This window comes from Pseudomonas sp. FSL W5-0203 (genome assembly GCF_001896155.1).
Classification (GTDB): domain Bacteria; phylum Pseudomonadota; class Gammaproteobacteria; order Pseudomonadales; family Pseudomonadaceae; genus Aquipseudomonas; species Aquipseudomonas paracarnis.
Genome location: NZ_MPOR01000063.1, coordinates 1 through 18,511 on the forward strand (window position 1 = coordinate 1; position 18,511 = coordinate 18,511).

General features: G+C 58.3%; 9 protein-coding genes and 1 rRNA gene. 6 read left to right on the top strand and 4 right to left on the bottom strand.

The window, feature by feature from the left end:
• Both BOP96_RS28040 and BOP96_RS28045 read left to right on the top strand, forming a co-directional pair.
• Positions 1 to 6,532 (top strand): immunoglobulin-like domain-containing protein (locus BOP96_RS28040; RefSeq protein WP_238346874.1); only part of this gene is annotated, 6,532 nt, incomplete at its 5' end.
• Between the two features lie 150 nt (positions 6,533 to 6,682).
• A complete protein-coding gene (locus BOP96_RS28045) occupies positions 6,683 to 7,021 on the top strand; it encodes a hypothetical protein (RefSeq protein ID WP_014716366.1) in 339 nt (112 codons plus the stop codon).
• Positions 7,022 to 7,145: 124 nt separating this feature from the next.
• Here the strand turns inward: BOP96_RS28045 and lapD are convergent, their stop codons facing one another.
• Both lapD and lapG read right to left on the bottom strand, forming a co-directional pair.
• Positions 7,146 to 9,092 (bottom strand): cyclic di-GMP receptor LapD, encoded by a 1,947-nt coding sequence (gene lapD, locus BOP96_RS28050; protein WP_073454649.1) that lies wholly within the window; start codon positions 9,090 to 9,092, stop codon positions 7,146 to 7,148.
• A gap of 14 nt (positions 9,093 to 9,106) precedes the next feature.
• Positions 9,107 to 9,730, bottom strand: coding sequence for a cysteine protease LapG (gene lapG / locus BOP96_RS28055; protein ID WP_019819857.1), 624 nt, complete (start codon positions 9,728 to 9,730; stop codon positions 9,107 to 9,109).
• A 319-nt stretch (positions 9,731 to 10,049) separates the two neighbouring features.
• Between lapG and BOP96_RS28060 the strand changes: the two genes are divergently transcribed.
• The 4 genes from BOP96_RS28060 to BOP96_RS28075 all read left to right on the top strand — a co-directional run bounded on the left by BOP96_RS28060 (position 10,050) and on the right by BOP96_RS28075 (position 16,214).
• A complete protein-coding gene (locus BOP96_RS28060; protein WP_014716363.1) occupies positions 10,050 to 10,760 on the top strand; it encodes a GntR family transcriptional regulator in 711 nt (236 codons plus the stop codon).
• 377 nt (positions 10,761 to 11,137) lie between these two features.
• Positions 11,138 to 11,896, top strand: coding sequence for a DUF3050 domain-containing protein (locus BOP96_RS28065; RefSeq protein WP_073454650.1), 759 nt, complete (start codon positions 11,138 to 11,140; stop codon positions 11,894 to 11,896).
• The gene (locus BOP96_RS28070; protein WP_073454651.1) at positions 11,893 to 12,840 is read left to right on the top strand and encodes a diiron oxygenase; all 948 of its coding nucleotides are present in this window, start codon (positions 11,893 to 11,895) and stop codon (positions 12,838 to 12,840) included. Before BOP96_RS28065 ends, BOP96_RS28070 begins: the two co-directional genes overlap by 4 nt.
• Entirely contained in the window at positions 12,837 to 16,214 is a 3,378-nt protein-coding gene (locus BOP96_RS28075) for an amino acid adenylation domain-containing protein (protein ID WP_073454652.1), read from the top strand. The genes BOP96_RS28070 and BOP96_RS28075 overlap by 4 nt, the downstream gene beginning before the upstream one ends.
• A gap of 63 nt (positions 16,215 to 16,277) precedes the next feature.
• Here the strand turns inward: BOP96_RS28075 and BOP96_RS28080 are convergent, their stop codons facing one another.
• On the bottom strand, positions 16,278 to 18,158 hold the full coding sequence (locus tag BOP96_RS28080; RefSeq protein ID WP_073454653.1) for a methyl-accepting chemotaxis protein: 1,881 nt from the start codon (positions 18,156 to 18,158) through the stop codon (positions 16,278 to 16,280).
• Between the two features lie 273 nt (positions 18,159 to 18,431).
• Positions 18,432 to 18,511, bottom strand: a 5S ribosomal RNA gene (gene rrf / locus BOP96_RS31105); the annotation flags it as partial.

Below are 18,511 nucleotides of genomic sequence, written 5' to 3' on the forward strand. Positions count from 1 at the left end.
GACCGCCACCACCACCGTTGGTGAAGGCGGCAACATCGTCTACACCGCTAGCCTTGTGGATAAAAACGGTGCGCCGGTGACTAACATCACCAACCCGCTGACCGTCACCTTGGATAACGGCAAAACCATCACCATTGGTGTGAATCAGTCGAGCGGTAGCGTTTCGGTTATTGCTCCTGATGATGTGTACAAAGGCGATCAGACTGTCACCACCGCGATCAAGGGTGTGACGGGCGGCGAGCATTTTGAAAACCTGGTACCGGGCACTGCGGCGGTAAACACCACCGTCACAGATACCCCCGGCACTGATAACACCACGACGGTCACGCTAACCGCGCCTAGCGCAGTGAACGAAGGTGGTCAAATTACGTACACCGCCACACTTTCCAACAAAGCGGGCACTGACGTTACGTTGAAGTTGGACAACGGTTCGTCGATCACTATCAAAGCTGGCGAGACCGTGGGTACTGTGACCGTGCCCGCCCCTACTGATGACGTGTTCATCGACAAGAGCACTCAGACCGTCAAGATCACCGACGCTTCCGGCGGCAACTTCGAAAAACTCGAAGTTGCAGGCAATGGCGCAACGACCACGATCAACGACACTATCGACAAAGTTGATGTGGTCCTGACCGCCACTACCACCGTCGGCGAAGGCGGCAATATCGTTTACACCGCCAGCCTTGTGGATAAAAACGGTGCGCCGGTGACTAACATCACCAACCCGTTGACCGTGACCCTGGATAACGGCAAAACCATCACCATCGGTGTAAATCAATCGAGCGGTAGCGTTTCGGTTCTTGCTCCAGATGACGTGTACCAGGGCGACCAAACTGTCACCACCGCTATCAAAGGCGTAACCGGTGGCGAGCACTTTGAAAATCTAGTGCCGGGTACTACGGCGGTGAATACCACCGTCACGGACACACCAGGTACCGACAACACCACCACTGTGACGCTGACAGCGCCTAACGCGGTTAACGAAGGTGGACAGATTACGTACACCGCCACGCTCTCCAACAAAGCTGGCACTGATGTAACGCTGAAGTTGGATAACGGTTCGTCGATCACCATCAAGGCTGGCGACACTGTTGGCACTGTGACCGTGCCTGCGCCTACCGATGACGTGTTCATCGATAAGAGCACTCAGACCGTCAAGATCACTGACGCTTCCGGCGGCAACTTCGAAAAATTAGAAGTTGCAGGCAACGGCGCAACCACCACGATCAACGACACCATCGACAAGGTTGATGTGGTTCTGACCGCCACCAACACCGTTGGCGAAGGCGGCAACATCGTTTACACCGCCAGCCTTGTGGATAAAAACGGTGCGCCGGTGACCAACATCACCAATCCGCTAACCGTCACCTTGGACAATGGCAAAACCATCACCATCGGTGTGAATCAGTCGAGCGGCTCCATCACCACCGTAGCGCCAAACGACGTCTACAAAGGCGACCAAACCGTCACCACCGCCATCAAAGGCGTGACCGGCGGCGAGCATTTCGAGAATCTGGTCCCTGGCACTACCGCGGTGAACACCACCGTTACGGACACACCGGGTACCGATAACACCACCACCGTGACGCTGACTGCGCCAAGTACCGTTAACGAAGGCGGCCAGATCACGTACACCGCGACCTTGAGCAACAAGGCCGGCACCGACGTCACGCTGAAACTCGACAACGGTTCAAGCATCACCATCAAGGCCGGTGAAACCGTCGGCACCGTGACCGTGCCTGCGCCTACCGATGACGTGTTTATCGATAAGAGCACCCAGACCGTCAAGATCACCGAAACCACTGGCGGCAATTTCGAAAAACTCGAAGTTGCAGGCAATGGCGCCACCACCACGATCAACGACACCATCGACAAGGTCGATGTAGTCCTGACCGCCACCACCACCGTCGGCGAAGGCGGCAACATCGTCTACACCGCCAGCCTTGTGGATAAGAACGGCGCACCGGTGACCAACATCACCAACCCGTTGACCGTCACCTTGGATAACGGCAAAACCATCACCATCGGTGTCAATCAGTCGAGCGGTTCCATCACCACCGTAGCGCCAAACGACGTCTACAAAGGCGACCAAACCGTCACCACCGCCATCAAAGGCGTGACTGGCGGCGAGCACTTCGAGAACCTGGTGCCGGGCACGACGGCGGTGAACACCACCGTCACCGACACACCGGGCACCACCGACCTGACCACCGTCACCCTGACCGCCCCAACCGCGGTCAACGAAGGCGGCCAGATCACCTACACCGCCACCTTGAGCAACAAGGCCGGCAGTGAAATGGTGGTGCAGCTCGACAACGGTTCGAGCATCACCATCAAGCAAGGTGAGACCGTGGGCACGGTGACCGTCCCGGCGCCTACCGATGACGTGTTCATCGACAAGAGCACCCAGACCGTCAAGATCACCGGCACCACCGGCGGCAATTTCGAGGGGGTGACCATCACTCCTGCAGGCGCCACGACCACCGTCAACGACACCATCGATGACGTGACAGTGGTGCTCAAGGCCACTGGCTCGGTCAGCGAGGGCGGGCAGATCGTCTACACCGCGTCCCTGGTCGACAAAAACGGCGCGGCCGTGAACAACGTGGGCTCCGACCTGGTGGTAAGGCTGGATAACGGCTCGACCATCACCATTGGCAGCGGCAAGTCCACCAGCTTCACGACGGCTACCGCACCGAACGATGCCTATGTCGGCGCCAATGATGTCAGCGCCAAGATCACCGGCGTGGTCAGCGGTGGCGACAAGTACGAGCATCTGATTGTTGATGGCAGCCCCGCAGTCACCAAGGTCACGGATGTAGTGACTGATACCAAAATCAGCATTACGGGCGACGGTTCGGTCACTGAAGGTGGCACCGCCCACTACACCCTGACCTTGACCAACCCGCCGCAAACGGATGTGACCGTGACGCTCAAATACAGCGGCACCGCCACTGACGGTTCGGACTTCACTGGCGTGTATACCGTGAAGATCCCGGCAGGCTCCAGCAGTGTGCCGTTTGATATCCGCACGCTCGACGACAAGATTACCGAGCCTACGGAACAGATCGTCATCACCATCGACAAGGTCACCGGAGGCAACTTCGAGAACCTGGTGATCGACAAAGGCACTGTCACCACCAACATCCTCGACAACGATGCTCCGCCGGTGATCGACCTGGATGCCAACAACTCCAGCGGCGCCACGGGTGCCGATTACAAGACGACGTTTACCGAGGGTACCGCCGGGCCGGGCGTGTCGATCGCCGACACGGACATCAAGATCACTGACCCAGACAGCACACTGCTGACGGGCGCGACGGTCACGCTGACCAACGCACAGGCCGGTGATGCCCTCAATCTGGGCAATAGCGTGAATGGCATCAGCGTCAGCACCAACAACCAGACCGGCACTATTACCCTGACGTTGTCCGGCAGTGCGACGCTGGCTGACTACATGCAGCGTATCCAGAACATCACGTTCACCAACAACAGCCACGACCCGAGCACCACGCCCCGCACCATCACCGTGACGGTGACCGATGGCGGCAACTACTCCAACGTGGCCACCACCACCGTCAACGTGGTAGCGGTCAACGATGCACCAGTGGCCACTGGCGGTGCCGTGACCGGTACGGAAGACACCGCGCTGGCCCTGACCTGGGCCAACTTCGGCGTGAGCGATGTGGACTCGCCACAAGCCAGCCTCGGGGTGAAAATCACCGAGCTGCCGGTAGCCGGCAAGCTGCAATACCTGGCGGCGGACGGCACCACCTGGACCAACGTGAGCAGCGGCCAGACCTTCACCAAGGCCCAGATCGACGGCGGCCAGTTGCGCTTCATGCCTAACGCCAACGAATCCGGCGCCGATGGTTACGGCGGCACCGGTGTAGGCAACAAGCAAGCGGATTACGCGCAGTTCAAGTTCCAGCCAACCGATGGCAAGGACCTGGGCACCAGCGCCACGGTGAAAGTCGATATCACGCCAGTGGCCGATGCACCAACCCTCAGCGTGGCCGACAACAACGTTGCCTCGACCGGCCTGGTCAAACAGGGCTGGAACAACATCGCCGGCCTTGGAAACAACGGCAATGGCGCTGCGCCAGACGTACTGAAAAAAGCCATCGACAACGCGGGCACCCCCAACAACACCTCCGTGGTGACCAACGTCGAGTCCGTCGACAACGTCACCGCCGGTTCTGGTTCCAAGATCTCCGGCCTGATCTACATGGAAGCGGGCAAGAGCTACACCTTCAGCGGTATCGCCGATGACAGCGTGGTGGTCAACGTTGGCGGTAAAGATGTTGCCAGCGGTTTGTGGGGCACCAACAGCGGCAAGTTCAGCGGCTCGTTCACGCCAACCACCACCGGTTACTACAGCCTTGAGATCTACCAGGCCAACCAGGCGGGCCCAGGCAGCTTCGACGTTAACCTGTCGATCAACGGCGGGGCGGTGCAGAACCTGAGCACCAGCACCGTGCCGTTGTACACCGGCCTTACCGACCTGACCAACGCCGGCGTCACCGTATCCGACCTGCATGGCAGCAACGGTGACGGTTACTACGTGGGCTACAAGCTCAACGAAGGCCAGGAGAACGGGACGGTCAAACTGTCCAAGGTCACCACCGCGCTGACCGACACCGACGGCTCCGAAACCCTGAGCGTGAAGATCAGCGGCATTCCGGCAGGCTCGGTGCTCACTGACGCGTCGGGGCACACCTTTACTGCGGGTAAAACCGTGGGCGAAGTGAATGTCACCGGCTGGGACCTGAACACCCTGACCATCAAGCCGCCGACCTACTACAGCGGCCAGTTCAACCTGACAGTCACCTCGACTTCCACCGAGAGCATCGGCGGTTCAGCGACCACCACCGCGCAATTGCCAGTCACGGTGCATCCGGCGACCTACAATTCGGTCACCGGCACCTCGGGCAGCGACACCATCAATGGCAGCGATGGCAACGACATCGTCGTGGCCGACATCGCCGGCCTGAACGTGGTGCAGGGCAAGAACTACAACATCGCGTTCATGATCGATACATCGGGCAGTATGGGTGCGGACTCGATAGCAGCGGCAAAAACCTCGCTGACTACCACGTTCAACTCGCTGAAAAACAGTATCGGCGCCAGCACCTCCGGCACTGTGAATATCTTCCTGGCGGATTTCAGCGACCAGGTCAATCGCACGGTGACAGTCAACCTGAAAGACCCAGGTGCATTGGACTCGCTGCAGAAAGTCCTGGACTCCATGGTGTCTACCGGCGGGACCAACTACGAAGACGTGTTCAAGGCCGCGTCCAACTTCTTCAAAAGTGCCCAGGCGACTGGCAACACTGGCGCTATTAATACAACGTACTTCATCACCGATGGTCAGCCGACGTTTTACCAAGCGTCCGAGCAGACCAACCCGTACTTGTACGGCAACGTCAGGCTCGATGATGTCGTCACCATGAACAACTACACCATAGGTACCGCCACCCGGATCAACATCGATTCGAATAACTACCTTGATATCAACTCTGCCGGCAAGGTGACCCTCTGGTCTTACGGCTGGGGATACAACAAGGGAATCATCCACGCCCAAGGGGATGGCACCTATGAAATATCGGTGCAAGGCGGCCTCGGATACGATACCGACTACTCCACCACCCTCAACTCCAACAGCGCGTTCGCACTGCTTAAAGGTCTGTCCACAGGTGGCGTAGAAGCCATCGGCCTCAATAGTGGGGTCAGCTTGAATCAGCTGGCACCGTACGACAGCGATGGCAAGCCACAGGCCAACATCGATCCGAAGGACCTCGCCAACGCTATCCTCGGCCACACCGAGGCGACGTTGCCGGGCGCGGACACCGTCAGTGGTGGCGACGGCAACGACATCCTCTTCGGCGACCTGGTGAGTTTCAGCGGGATCAATGGCGAGGGTTACAACGCACTGCAGGCCTTTGTCGCGCAGAAAACCGGCGTGGCTGTCTCTGCGGTGACCGCCTCTAACGTTCACCAGTACGTCACCGAACACTATGTGGACTTCGACGTCTCCGGCGCCAAGGATGCCAACGACACGCTGTTGGGCGGCGCTGGCGACGACATCTTGTTCGGCCAAGGCGGCAACGACACACTCGATGGCGGCAAAGGCAATGACATCCTGCTGGGTGGCACCGGCAACGACACGCTGATCGGCGGCCAGGGCAACGACATCCTGATCGGTGGCTCGGGTGCCGACACCTTTGTGTGGAAGTCTGGCGACATCGGCAACGATGTGATCAAGGACTTCAAGGCCTCGGAAGGCGACCGCATTGATCTGCGTGATTTGTTGAAAGGTGAAACCGACAGTACCATCGACAACTACCTCAAGATCACCACGGTAGACGGCGTGTCGACCCTGCAAGTGAGCAGTGAAGGCAAGCTCAACGCCGCCGGTGGCCTGGCCAATGCCGATGTGACGATCAAGCTGGAAGGCAACGATTGGTCCCACACCAGCATCAACTCGCTGATCAGTGGTGCCGACCCGACCATCAAGATCGACCACACTTAAGACACGATTAATCGGCCGCCCTTTCAGGCGGCCGTTTTTTTGGCCTGCGGGTCGCTGGCCCTGGCGGACGGTGCATCGCATACTCACGCCCATACACGCAGCGTTGACCTATGCTGTTGAACGCCTGTGGCGCATTTTCGAGGGGTTGTTATGTTTTACGTGCAACGTGATGCACAGGGCGCACTGGTTCGCGTAGAGGCTATCGCCTTTACCGAATCCACTGAAACCCTGCCGGCCGATCACCATGAGATCCAGGCCTGGTACGCCAACGAAGTGGTGGAAACCAGCCTGGCCCAGCTCAAGCAGAGCGACTTGGAGATGATCCGGGTGCTGGATGACTTGATCCAGGTGCTGACCCGCAAAGGGGTGATCAGCGTGACCGACCTGCCGCCGGCAGCCCAGGCCAAGTTGATGGACCGTAACCAGGCGCGGGAAGCGTTGGGTGGGTTGAGCCAGTTGATCGATGATGACGAGAAAGGATTGATTTAATCCAACCGCTCCTACCCCTGTAGGAGCGAGCTTGCTCGCGAAAAAACTGAAATCGCCACGGGGTGTCAGGCTTCGCGCGTTATGGTTGGAGATCTTCGCGAGCAAGCTCGCTCCTACAGGTAAATTATTTCCAGGGCGCGGGCTCGCCAAACAGTTGGCCCTGCACGCCGTAAATCCCCATCTCACGAATCACCTTCAGTTCGCCCTCGGTCTCTACACGCTCGGCAATCAGCGGCAGGTCAATGCTATGGGCCGCTCGCTGAATAGCTTCGATAAACAGGCGCTTGTCACTTTCCTGGTCGATGGCGCGAATGTAGCTGCCGTCGATCTTCAGGTACGCCAGGCCCAGGCGCGCCAGGTTCCCGATCATGCTGAACCGCCCACCGAAACGTTGCAGGCTGAGGGAGAAACCCAGCTCGCGCAGGCGCTGGGTCATCTGTTCCAGCACGGGCTGCTCAGGCAGTTGCTCTTCACCGATCTCCAGGGTAAGGCGCGGGCCCAGGTTGCTGTGCTGACGTAGCAGGTCATAAATACGGTTCAGAGCCTGGGTGTCCTGCAAGGTCGCGGCCGAGAGGTTCAGCGCCAGGTTCTCGGTGTGGCTGCTCATCTGCTTGAGCACCTGCTCCAGCATCAGGCGGTCCAGGCGGGCCGACCAACCGAAGCGCTCAAGCCACGGCAGGAAGCGCCCGGCCGGTATGGGGTGGCCGTCCTCGCCCTGCAAGCGCGACAGCACTTTGTAATGCAGGACCAACTGCGGGTCCTGGCTGGCCACCACCGGCTGGAAATACAGCTGGAAGCGCTGCTGGGTCAGGGCCTGGTCCAACAAGGTGTGCCAGGCATGGTGATCGTCACCGACGCTGGCGGCGGCGCTGCGGTCCAGGCACACCCAACTGGTGTCGCCCTGCGCTTGGGCCTGGGCCAGGGCCTGGTCGGCCAGGGTCAACAGGGCTTGGGGCGCGTCGCCATGGCTGAACGGTGCCAGGCCGATATAGGCGACCGGTGTAACGTCGCTGGCACCGGTCGCTTGCAGGCTGAGCAAGGTGCTTTCGAGGTTTTGCGCCAGTTGCACCGCTTCTTCACGCATCAACCCTGGCGCCAGCACGGCGAACTCACCGCCACGAATACGGGTGACCAGGTTATGGGTTTCCGGGTAAGGCGCGCACTGGCGCAGCAGCTGTTGGCCAACCGCTTGCAGCAACTGGTCGGTACGCTGGCCACCCAGGCGCTGGTTGAGGCCGGCCAGGTCCTTGACCCGCAGCAGCAGAAGGTAGCCGGAGTTGGTCTCTTCCGGGTTACTGACGCGGGCGTTGAGCTGCATTTCGAAATAACGGCGGTTGGCGAGGCCGGTGAGGTTGTCCTGATAGGATTCGGTGCGCAGTTTTTCGCTACGCTCGGCCTGTTCCTGGAACAGCGCCTTGAGCTTTTCCACCATCTGGTTCATGGCCTGTACCACGCGACGCAGTTCTGGCGTGCGGGGCAAGTCAGGCAGGCTGAGGAACTCGCGGCGGGCAATGGCGTGGGACTGTTTGACCATATAGTCCAACGGCTTCAATTGCCGGCGCAGCAACAGCCCACCGAGCACCACGCTGACCGCGCCGCACAGCAGCAACCAGCCCAGGCTACCCAGGGCGCTTTGCCAGAGCTTGGCCAGGGCGAACATCGGATGGCTGACCACTTCTACCCGTGCGGCCTGTTCCCAGCCACGGCTGACCAGCGCATCACCACCGGCCGGCTCCAGGCCGATCAGCTTGACGAACCAGTTGGGCACGCCGTTGTTGTCAGGAATACCGCTGCGCTCGACGATGGTTTTGTCGGTGGCCAGGTCCACGACGCGGATGCTGGCGTAGTAACCGCTGTCGAAGATCGAGCTGACTAGCAGCTCCACCATGGCCGGGTCATCGATATTCGGGGTCAGCGACAGCGCCAACGCCGTTGCGGCATCCTGGGCGTGGGAGCGCAGTTGGTTGACGTATTGGGTGCGCGAGCTTTCCAGGCTGACCATGAAGCTGCCGCTGAAGGCGACCACCAGGAACAGACAGATTGCAATCAATAGCTGTTTGAACAGAGACATCCGATCAGTTACTCCTAGTTGGCAGGCTCGGCTGGGAAGCCTTCCGCACGCATTTTTCTCAACACATCCTGCCAGCGCGACAAGCGTTTGGTATCACCGACTTTCTTGTTGCCCTTGGCACCAGGCAAGTACAGCCCCTCGGCGTTGAATGAGTACACCGGGACCAGATCGGTGCGACGGGTGGCCGGCAGGATCTCATCCATCAGGCTGTCGAGCACCAGTGGGACGGCGTCTGGGGTCGAATAATAGGTCAGGACCATGTGCGCCCGATTCTGCCGCAAGGCCTTGACGTAGGTAATGCGCAATTTGTCGCTGGACACACCCAGGTGACGCAAACTGAAATACTTTGCGATGGCGTAGTCTTCACAGTCACCAGCCCCTTTCCAGAGTGCTTCGACGGGTGTCTCCCAATAATCGACAACGTGCCAGAGATCGATGTCTTCCACGTAGGTCATTTGCTTGTTGAAGAACAAATTGACGACCTTGAGCTGGTCCTGCTCGCTGACCTGTTTTTCGCTCGCCAATAGCCGCTGCCAGGCGTCGATACGTTGCTGGCCTTGCCCCAACGGGCCGTAGACGGCGGTGGCCTTGCGGCTGATCTGCGAGAAATCCCAATCGGCACGCAGCCCGCCGAGCATCAGGCCAGCCAGTAAAATTGCTGATAAAAGCCAGCACAGCAGTCGATAGGGAATAAAACTTACCGCCAAAGTGTTCAGTCCATGAAAGAGACGGAATTTCAAGGAATGGTGAAGCCTGGCCCTACAAAAAACAATGGCACAGTGCAATCATCACAGTAGGCGGTGATTTTATAACCGCCTCCTGTGAGAGACACAAAGTATGCTGTGTAAGCCCTTACAAACGGAAACTCTGGCTGTTTGACAAGCGCCTGGCCCATCTTTAGTGTTCTTTGGATCCAATTAGCCAACCTATTATTCAAGAAAGGAGGATAGCGCAACCGTGACGCAGAAGCCGAACCCATTAAGCAGCATCAAAATCAGCGGGCCTATTCCCGCCCATCTTGCGCGCTCCGTTATTGAAGAAACCTTGCGTAATGCCATCCTCGATGGGCGATTGCCCTGTGGCACCGCCATGCGCCAGCAAGAACTGGCCAGCCTGTTCGGCGTCAGCCGCATGCCCGTGCGCGAAGCTTTGCGCCAGCTGGAGGCGCAATCCTTGCTGCATGTGGTGACTCACAAGGGTGCCGTCGTTGCCCCCTTGATCGAGGACAATTCGGCAGAGACCTATGCCTTGCGCATGTTGCTGGAGTCCGAAGCCTTGCGCCTGTCGATTCCGCTGCTCACCGACGCGGACCTTGCTCAAGCCGAGGCTTGTATCAATTCGCTGGAAAGCGAAAAAGACTACACCGAGATTGGTCGCCTCAATCGCCTGTTTCACATGGTGCTATATGGCAAGGCGCCCAACCAGCGACTGCTCACCCTGGTCGAGCACGGGTTGAATGAGGAGGAACGCTTCCTGCGCTTCAACCTTGAGGCGATGGGGCTGGGCGAGACCTCCCAGGAAGATCACCGCGAACTGCTGAGCCTGGTGGCGCAGAAGAAGGTCGAGGAGAGCATCCTGACGTTGCGTAACCACTTGATGCGAGGCATGGAGGTGATCGCCACCTACCTCAGCAGCCTTGAGAGCGCCGACAAAAAAGCCGTGCAGTAAGTTTTTTTGCTTTTGCCCTTAATCCTCAGGTGATGGAGCAGCTTCCCTATCAGGGTTGTTGCTCCATCAGAAATATTTAAAAAATAACTAAAGAACGATTAACGCCGACTTAGTGCACGGAAAAATCCCACCTATAGCCGGGCAATTTACCGCACATATAAACATCGGCAAAGTCCTTTAATACATTTGCATACCGGTTCAAACATTCAATCAGCTTATTATCTTCGCTCAGCAAGCCACGCCTTCCCATACCGCTGCGGCCGCCTATTTAAATGGTAGCGCCGTGCGCGTGAACGCGATCAAGTTACTCTTGCACCCACAACTATAACAGTCCAACACTGCTTTTAAAGCACTCGCAACAACTATAGGCGTCAACCATGCATCACTATTTACTTGAGCAAAAAAAACAAAAACTGTTCGACCACCCGTTATTTATAGAAATAACCACCGTTGGCAAGTTACAACACTTTATGGAACACCATGTATTTGCTGTCTGGGACTTCATGAGCCTGACCAAACGCCTGCAACAGGACCTCACGTGCACACAGTTACCCTGGCTCCCCTGCGCTGCTCCCCGCGCTGCCCGCCTGATCAATGAAATCGTGCTGGCTGAAGAGACGGACGAACACCCGACACGGGGCTATTGCAGCCACTTCGAGCTGTACCTTGACGCGATGACGGAAGTGGGCGCCAGCACCGTCGCAATCACTCGCTTCATCGACCTGCAAAGCCAGGGAGTGGAGGTAAGCGCAGCCTTGCAAATGAGCGATGCTCCCCTGGGCGTGGCCCGCTTCGTCGACAGCACCTTACAAATCGCCTTGAGCGCCCCAACCCACTGTGTGGCGGCGGCGTTCCTGCATGGCCGCGAGAGTGTGATTCCGTCAATGTTCAAGGGGCTTTTGCATAGCCATGCGTTTATAGGTCGGCAGGCCCCTACGTTATGTTACTACCTCAACCGCCATATCGAATTGGACAGCGATGACCACGGCCCTGCGGCGCAACAGTTGCTAACGCACCTGATCGACGCCGACCCCAGTCGTCAGCAACAAGCCGATAGCACCGCCCTGGGCGCCGTGGAAAGTCGTATTACCCTCTGGGACGACGTGCTGGCCTCGATGCAAGAGGTACGTCCGTGAACGCCGTCAGCTACCAATCCTTTGCCGATGACTGGGAACGTCGCGCAACCATCCGCACACGCCCCCGGCGGATGTTGGAAGACGACGACAAACTCATCTTCCCCCTGTGCCGTCAGCCTCTGGTGCTGAGTGCAACCTTTCTCAAGCACTGCCCGCAATGGCGCGACTTCGTGCTGGTGCAAAGCTTCTACAAATTCATCAATGACGTGGTGATTTTCGAAACCGAGATCGTCGACAAAACCGCGCGCAGCATTGCTAAAAATCGCTTCTCCCTGCCCTTCCCGCTCGCCTGCCGTTACGACGCGATGACGGTCGTTGTCGACGAGGATTACCACGCGCTGGTAGCCCTGGATTTCCTTCAGCAAGCCGTGGCAATGACCGGGATTCAACCGCTCGATCTACCCGGGCAAATTGAACTGAGCCGCGCGCTTCCGGCAGCCCAGGCGCAGGTACCGACATATTTGCACGATGCCGTTGAGCTGATCGGCGTCGCCATCGCCGAGAACACCGTCACCCATGACGTCGCAGCGTTTTCCAAAGACGCCAGCGTCAAATCCTCTGTCCGCGGCCTGATGGCCGATCATCTGTTTGATGAAGGGCGGCATGCGCGGTTCTGGACACAGTTGGTGCGCCTCTACTGGCAGTCGGCAAGCTCGCAAGATCGCGACCACATTGCTCAAGCCCTGCCCGTATTCCTGACGCACTACCTGACCAACGAGCTACAAAAAGACTTCGATCTGCAACTGATCGAACACTTGACGATCAGTGCCCACACTCGCGTGGCACTGCGCGACGAAATCCGGGCGCTGGATTTTCCCATCACCCACCAACATCCGCTGGTGGCCAATATCATGGGCTTTCTGCACCACAGCGGCGTACTGCAAACCCCCAGCGTGGCACGAGCCCTGCGCGACTATCTGCCCGTATCGATGAGGTTGGCATGAGGCGCTTGCAGATCGAGTGGCGTGGTACCACTAACGCTCTGGCGGCGCTCAAGCAGGAGCTGGAGCAGTATGGGCATGTGGCAGGAGCGGGGTCTGTGGATCTGGTTATTGAAGACGGGAGTCAGCCGCTGCCGCCCTCGCCCGCCAGTGCGCCATGGTTAAGCTTGCGCGTGGGTATCGGCCCGCTCTGCGAACACGGGCTGCCCTCATTGCAGTTGCGCTGCTATGACCGGGAGCGGCGCCTGCTGACGGTGCACGACGTTGCCCAGGAACCCAGCGGCAATGGGCAGCGGTTGCGTCAGCAGGCAACGAATGCAGTGGTGGAGTGGGCTGCTTTGTTGGTCTGCGGTTTTTCAAGAGACCCCGCCTACTTCTCGGCAACGGCCGCTGCTAACGCCTGGCCTGAACAGGGCCTGCAGGAGTTGGATGCCTTGGCTTTCATGCACCGGTTCAACCACACGGCGGACCCTGCCTTGTTGCAAGCGGCCCGAACGCCCATGATCGAACGGCTGCAGGCCAGCCTCAATACCTTCGCACATCGAACAGTGCTGAACATCGCCGGTCATGCGCTGACTTATCGGCAGCTCCAGCAACAAGCCATGGCTATTCAACAACGCCTGCTTCCCTTGCTGGAGGATGCCGAGGCTCCACAAGTGGTCGGCGTATGCCTGGAGAAATCCGCCGAGTTGTACGCCAGCATTCTCGCGGTGCTTGGCTGTGGCGCCGTGTATTTGCCGCTGGTGCCTGACCACCCGGAGCAACGCCAGCACTGCATGCTGACCAGCCTCAAGGCCTGTGTGCTGCTGGAGAATGGCCAGCACCCATTGCGAGAGCGTTTCGTTTCACTTGATGTGAGCCAGGTTGCCGCGCACAGCGCCGACATGACGCAACCGCTGATGCACCGTCATCCCCGTGCCGACGAGCCGTGCGTGGCACTGTTCACCTCGGGTACGACGGGCCAGCCCAAGGGGGTACTGCTGAGCCAATACAACCTGGCGCATTTCACGGCCTGGCTCGTCAGTTGCGTGGCGTTGGATCAACACAGTCGCGTCCTGCAGTTTTCGCCACTGGGCTTCGATTCTTCACTGATCGATATTTTCCCTGCATTGATCGTTGGCGCCGCGTTGATTGTCCCCAGCCCAGACCAACGTCACGACCCTCAGCAACTGGTAGAGCTGATTCGCAAGCAACGCGTCACTCATGGGTTTGTGCCACCGGCACTGCTCAGCATCCTGCCGCTGGATCAGCCATTGGGCATGACTCATTTACTGACCGGAGGTGATTTCTGCGAGCCCTGCGTGATCGAACAACTGGCCGGTCAATGCCAGCTGCATAACCTCTATGGGCCGACCGAGGCCACTGTGTTGGCGACCCATCGGGTATTCCAACGAGGTGACAGCCATCGCAATATCGGCCTCCCCATCGCTAACAGCCAGGTGCTGATTCTCGACGAGAACCTGCAGCCCGTGGATGAACAGGTAATGGGCGACTTGTACATTGTCGGTCCCGGAGTAAGCCTGGGTTATTCAAATACACCATCGCGGCCCGACAATCCGTTCGTGGCGCTGACACTGCCAAATGGCCAAGTGCTACAGGCTTATCGCAGCGGCGACTTGGCAAAATGGACGCAAGAGGGCATCGAGCTGGGCGGCCGCAGGGATGAGCAAGTCAAGATCCGCGGGTTTCGAGTTCAGCCTCAGGATATTGAACAGTGCTTGCGCGATAGTCGCTTGTTTCGCCAAGTGGCAGTGGTGATCGATACGGCACACAGAGTCATCGGCTTTGCCGCCCAGCCGGAATCTGGCGCCACGCTGGCAAGCCTGAAGGAACATGCTCGGCAGTGGTTGCCCGTGCATATGCAGCCCAGCGCTTGGAGCGAACTGGCATGCATGCCCCGTTCGAATAACGGCAAGATCGATCGCAAGGCCTTGTTGGCCATGCCTATACCCATACCCATCGGGAGGGATCGCTGTCGCATACAAGACCCTTTGCAGGCACAACTGTCTGACGTGTGGGGTGAGCTGCTGGGATTACCCGCAGGCGAACTCTCGATTGATGAGAGTTTTTTCAACCTCGGTGGCCACTCCATCCTGTTGTCGACTCTGTTGCTACGCCTGCGCGAGCAGTTTGGCCGCAGCTTCTGCCTGAGCCCCTTTTTTGAGACGCCGACCATTCGCACATTGGCCGCACTCATGGATGGCGGCACGCTGCCGGATAAACCGTCCAACCAGATGGAGCAAGATGCGACGCGCGCACTGAAGGTCGGGGTTCTGCCCGACACCCTTGCGGGAGATTCGCGCAAAGCCATCGTTACTGGCGCAAACAGCTTTGTCGGGGTGCATATCGTCCAGGCACTGCTGGCTGGCGGGGCGCAGGACGTGGCGTGCCTGGTGCGTGAGTTGCCCGGCCATTCGGCGGCGGCAAGGTTCGCCCAGGCATTACGTGAATACCGCTTGGAACATCTGGACCTGAGCCGAGTACAGGTATACGCCGCCGATATTCGTAAACCTCGCCTGGGCTTGGCCGACGACGTGTACGAGCACCTCGCCCGTCATTACGGCGTGTTGGTGCATAACGCCGCGCAGGTCAATCATGTGATGGATTACGCCTCACTCGCAAAGGACAACGTCGAGCCGGTGCTGGAATGCCTGCGTCTTTGCGAGACCCATTGCAAGAAGGTCCTCAATTTCATCTCGACGCTCTCAGCCTGCAGCAGCGTAGACGTCGACGGGTACGTGCTTGAAGCGCCTGCCCGACGCGCACTGCCGCTCTATGTGAAAAATGGCTACAACCTCTCCAAGTGGGTAGCCGAGCGGCTATTAGGACGGGCAGTTGAGCAAGGGGCCTGGGTCAATATTCATCGGCCGGGAAATATCAGCTTCAACAGCCAGAACGGCGTTTGCCAGCCACAGAAAAACCGCTTGATGTTGATGCTCAAGGGGTCTCTGCAATTAGGGATGGTCCCGCGACTGGACGCCAATTTCGACCTGATGCCGGTGGACTTCCTGGCGCGTTTCATCGCCTTCCACAGCGCTCACTTTGACCCTGGGCGACATGTGTTCAACCTGCACAACCCGCTGCCCTTGAGTTGGGACCAGTACCTCGACGCCTTCAGCGAGGCTGGGCACGTTTTTGACCGAGTCAGCGTTGAACACTGGCAACGGGCGTTGCGCAACGTAAGTCGCGATAACGCACTGTTCGGGGTGCTGGGCTTTTACCTGGACGGACTGGGCGAAGACATCGGTGATACATCGATGATCAGTTACGACAATGCCCGGTGGGGCTTGGAAAAAATGGGGATGTGCTATCCACCCAAGAGCCAGGCGCTGTTACGCAAAGGCTGCGACTACCTGAGCGCTATCAACTTCCTCTGAATAGCACCCTGGACGTGAGGCCAAGCGATCGGAGCGAGAGGCCTCGCTCCGATGCGGTCAGGATCAGATCTTGAAGCTATCGACCAATTGCTTCAGTCGGCTGGCCTGCTGGGACAGCGCATCGCAGTCCTTGAGCGTCTCGTTGAGGTTGGCCACACCCTGCTGGTTTAGCAAGTTGATCTGGTTGATATCGACGTTGAGGGTTTCAACCACTGCGGTCTGCTCTTCGGTGGCGGCCGCGACGGATTGGTTCATGCCGTCGATCTCAACGATACGTTGCGTCACGCTGACCAGACGCTCACCTGCCTGGTTGGCGACTTCGACACTTTCTTCGCTGGAAGCCTGGCTGGCGTTCATGGTGGTCACAGCTTCACGCGAGCCCACTTGCAGCGAAGTGATCATCTTGTGGATTTCTTCTGCCGACTCCTGGGTACGGTGCGCCAAATTACGCACTTCATCCGCCACCACGGCAAAACCACGCCCGGCTTCACCAGCACGGGCCGCTTCGATCGCCGCGTTGAGGGCGAGCAAGTTGGTTTGTTGGGAAATACCTTTGATCACATCCAGGATGTGCCCGATGTTGTCGGTACTGGCATTAAGGGTTTCAATCTGAGTGCAGGACAGGCTGATCTTCTGCGACAACTCAGACATCGCCTGGATGGTTTGCTCCACCACTTTACGACCATCGTCAGCTTGTTCGCTGGCACCACTGGCGTGCTGGGACGCATCCGCGGCGTTGCGCGCGATTTCCTGGGTGGCAGCCCCTAGTTCGTTGATGGCTGCGGCCACGCTGTTGGTACGCGCGCTCTGTTCGTCAGAACCGATGATCGACGCATTAGATGAAGCCATCACACGCTGGGACAAATCGTGCACCTGGCGCGTTGCCGAAGACACTTCGTAAATCGACGCGTGGATTCGCTCGACGAACTGATTGAATGCGCTGCCGACCTCGCCGAACTCGTCTTTGCTGGTCACGTCCAGACGTCGGGTCAAATCACCTTCGCCTTGGGCAATGTCCTGCATGGCCACGCCCATGGTGGTCAGCGGGCGCAACAGGACTTGAATCAACAGGCTCAGGAGTACCGCAATGGCGACAACGGCAATCAACATCGCAATCAAGGCCGAAGTACGGAACTTGCCCAGCGGGGCATAGGCTTTTTCTTTGTCGATCGAAAGGCCGATGTACCAGTCAGCGCCAGGCAAGCCGCTGATAGGCGTGAAGGAAAGGATGCGATCCTGACCGTTGAGGACAACGTCCTGATTGAGCTTCTCAATGCGCACATGGGTGCCAGGGTAGATGTCCTTGAGGTTCTTCATCACCTGGTCCTGGTCTGGACTGACGATGACCTGGCCATCACCGCTGACCAGGAACGCATGGCCGATACCACCGAAGTCTACTGAGTTGATGATCTTCACCAGTGTCTGCAGGCTCAGGTCACCACCGACAACACCCAATAACTCGCCGTTCTTTTTCACCGGCATGGCAATTGTCACGATCTGACCGCCCACAGCCGCCATATAAGGCGGAGTAAGCATGGTTTTGTCCGCCACTACTGCTTGCTTGTACCAAGGGCGCTGACGAGGGTCATAGTCGTCAGGCATCTTCGCGTCAGGGCGCTGGGTGAATACCCCGTTGGTTTGACCTACATAGGTGAACTGGAAATTGGTGGTGAATGCTGGCTGATCGACCAAACCAGGAAGGTCGGCCGCACTGCCTTGGTGGGCAACGTTCTGCGCCAGATTCTCGAGGACCAGGATGCGACCACTGAGCCAGTTCTGCACACTGCTGGCGGTCAGCTCGCCGGATTGCTGGATGGACGATGTCAGGTTTTGCCTGATGGTACTGCGCTGCAGGTAGTCGTTGTAGAGCGTAAATAGCGCGAAGGCTAAAACCACGACGCCTGACGCGGCCAACAGAATTTTATGACTGAACTTGAGATTCATTTCATCGACTTCTTTTGCCAAAGGGGGGTGAGCGTGCCGAGTGGAACATTCCATGTAACGGGATAGGCGGACTCTGCGGTCGCTCTATTTCGGTGCACGCATGGCTCGTCAGGCTTTCGGCCAAACTTCGACAAATCTTAGAAATTTGTGAGAAGCATCTTCTTTTAGCGTAGGAAACCGACAGGCGGTAGGGATAAGGCAGATTCGCTGTGATGGCTGCCCTAAACGACAAAACCCCTGTCTGCGTTAGCAGACAGGGGTTTTGGAATTCAATCTTGACGATGACCTACTCTCACATGGGGAAACCCCACACTACCATCGGCGATGCATCGTTTCACTGCTGAGTTCGGGAT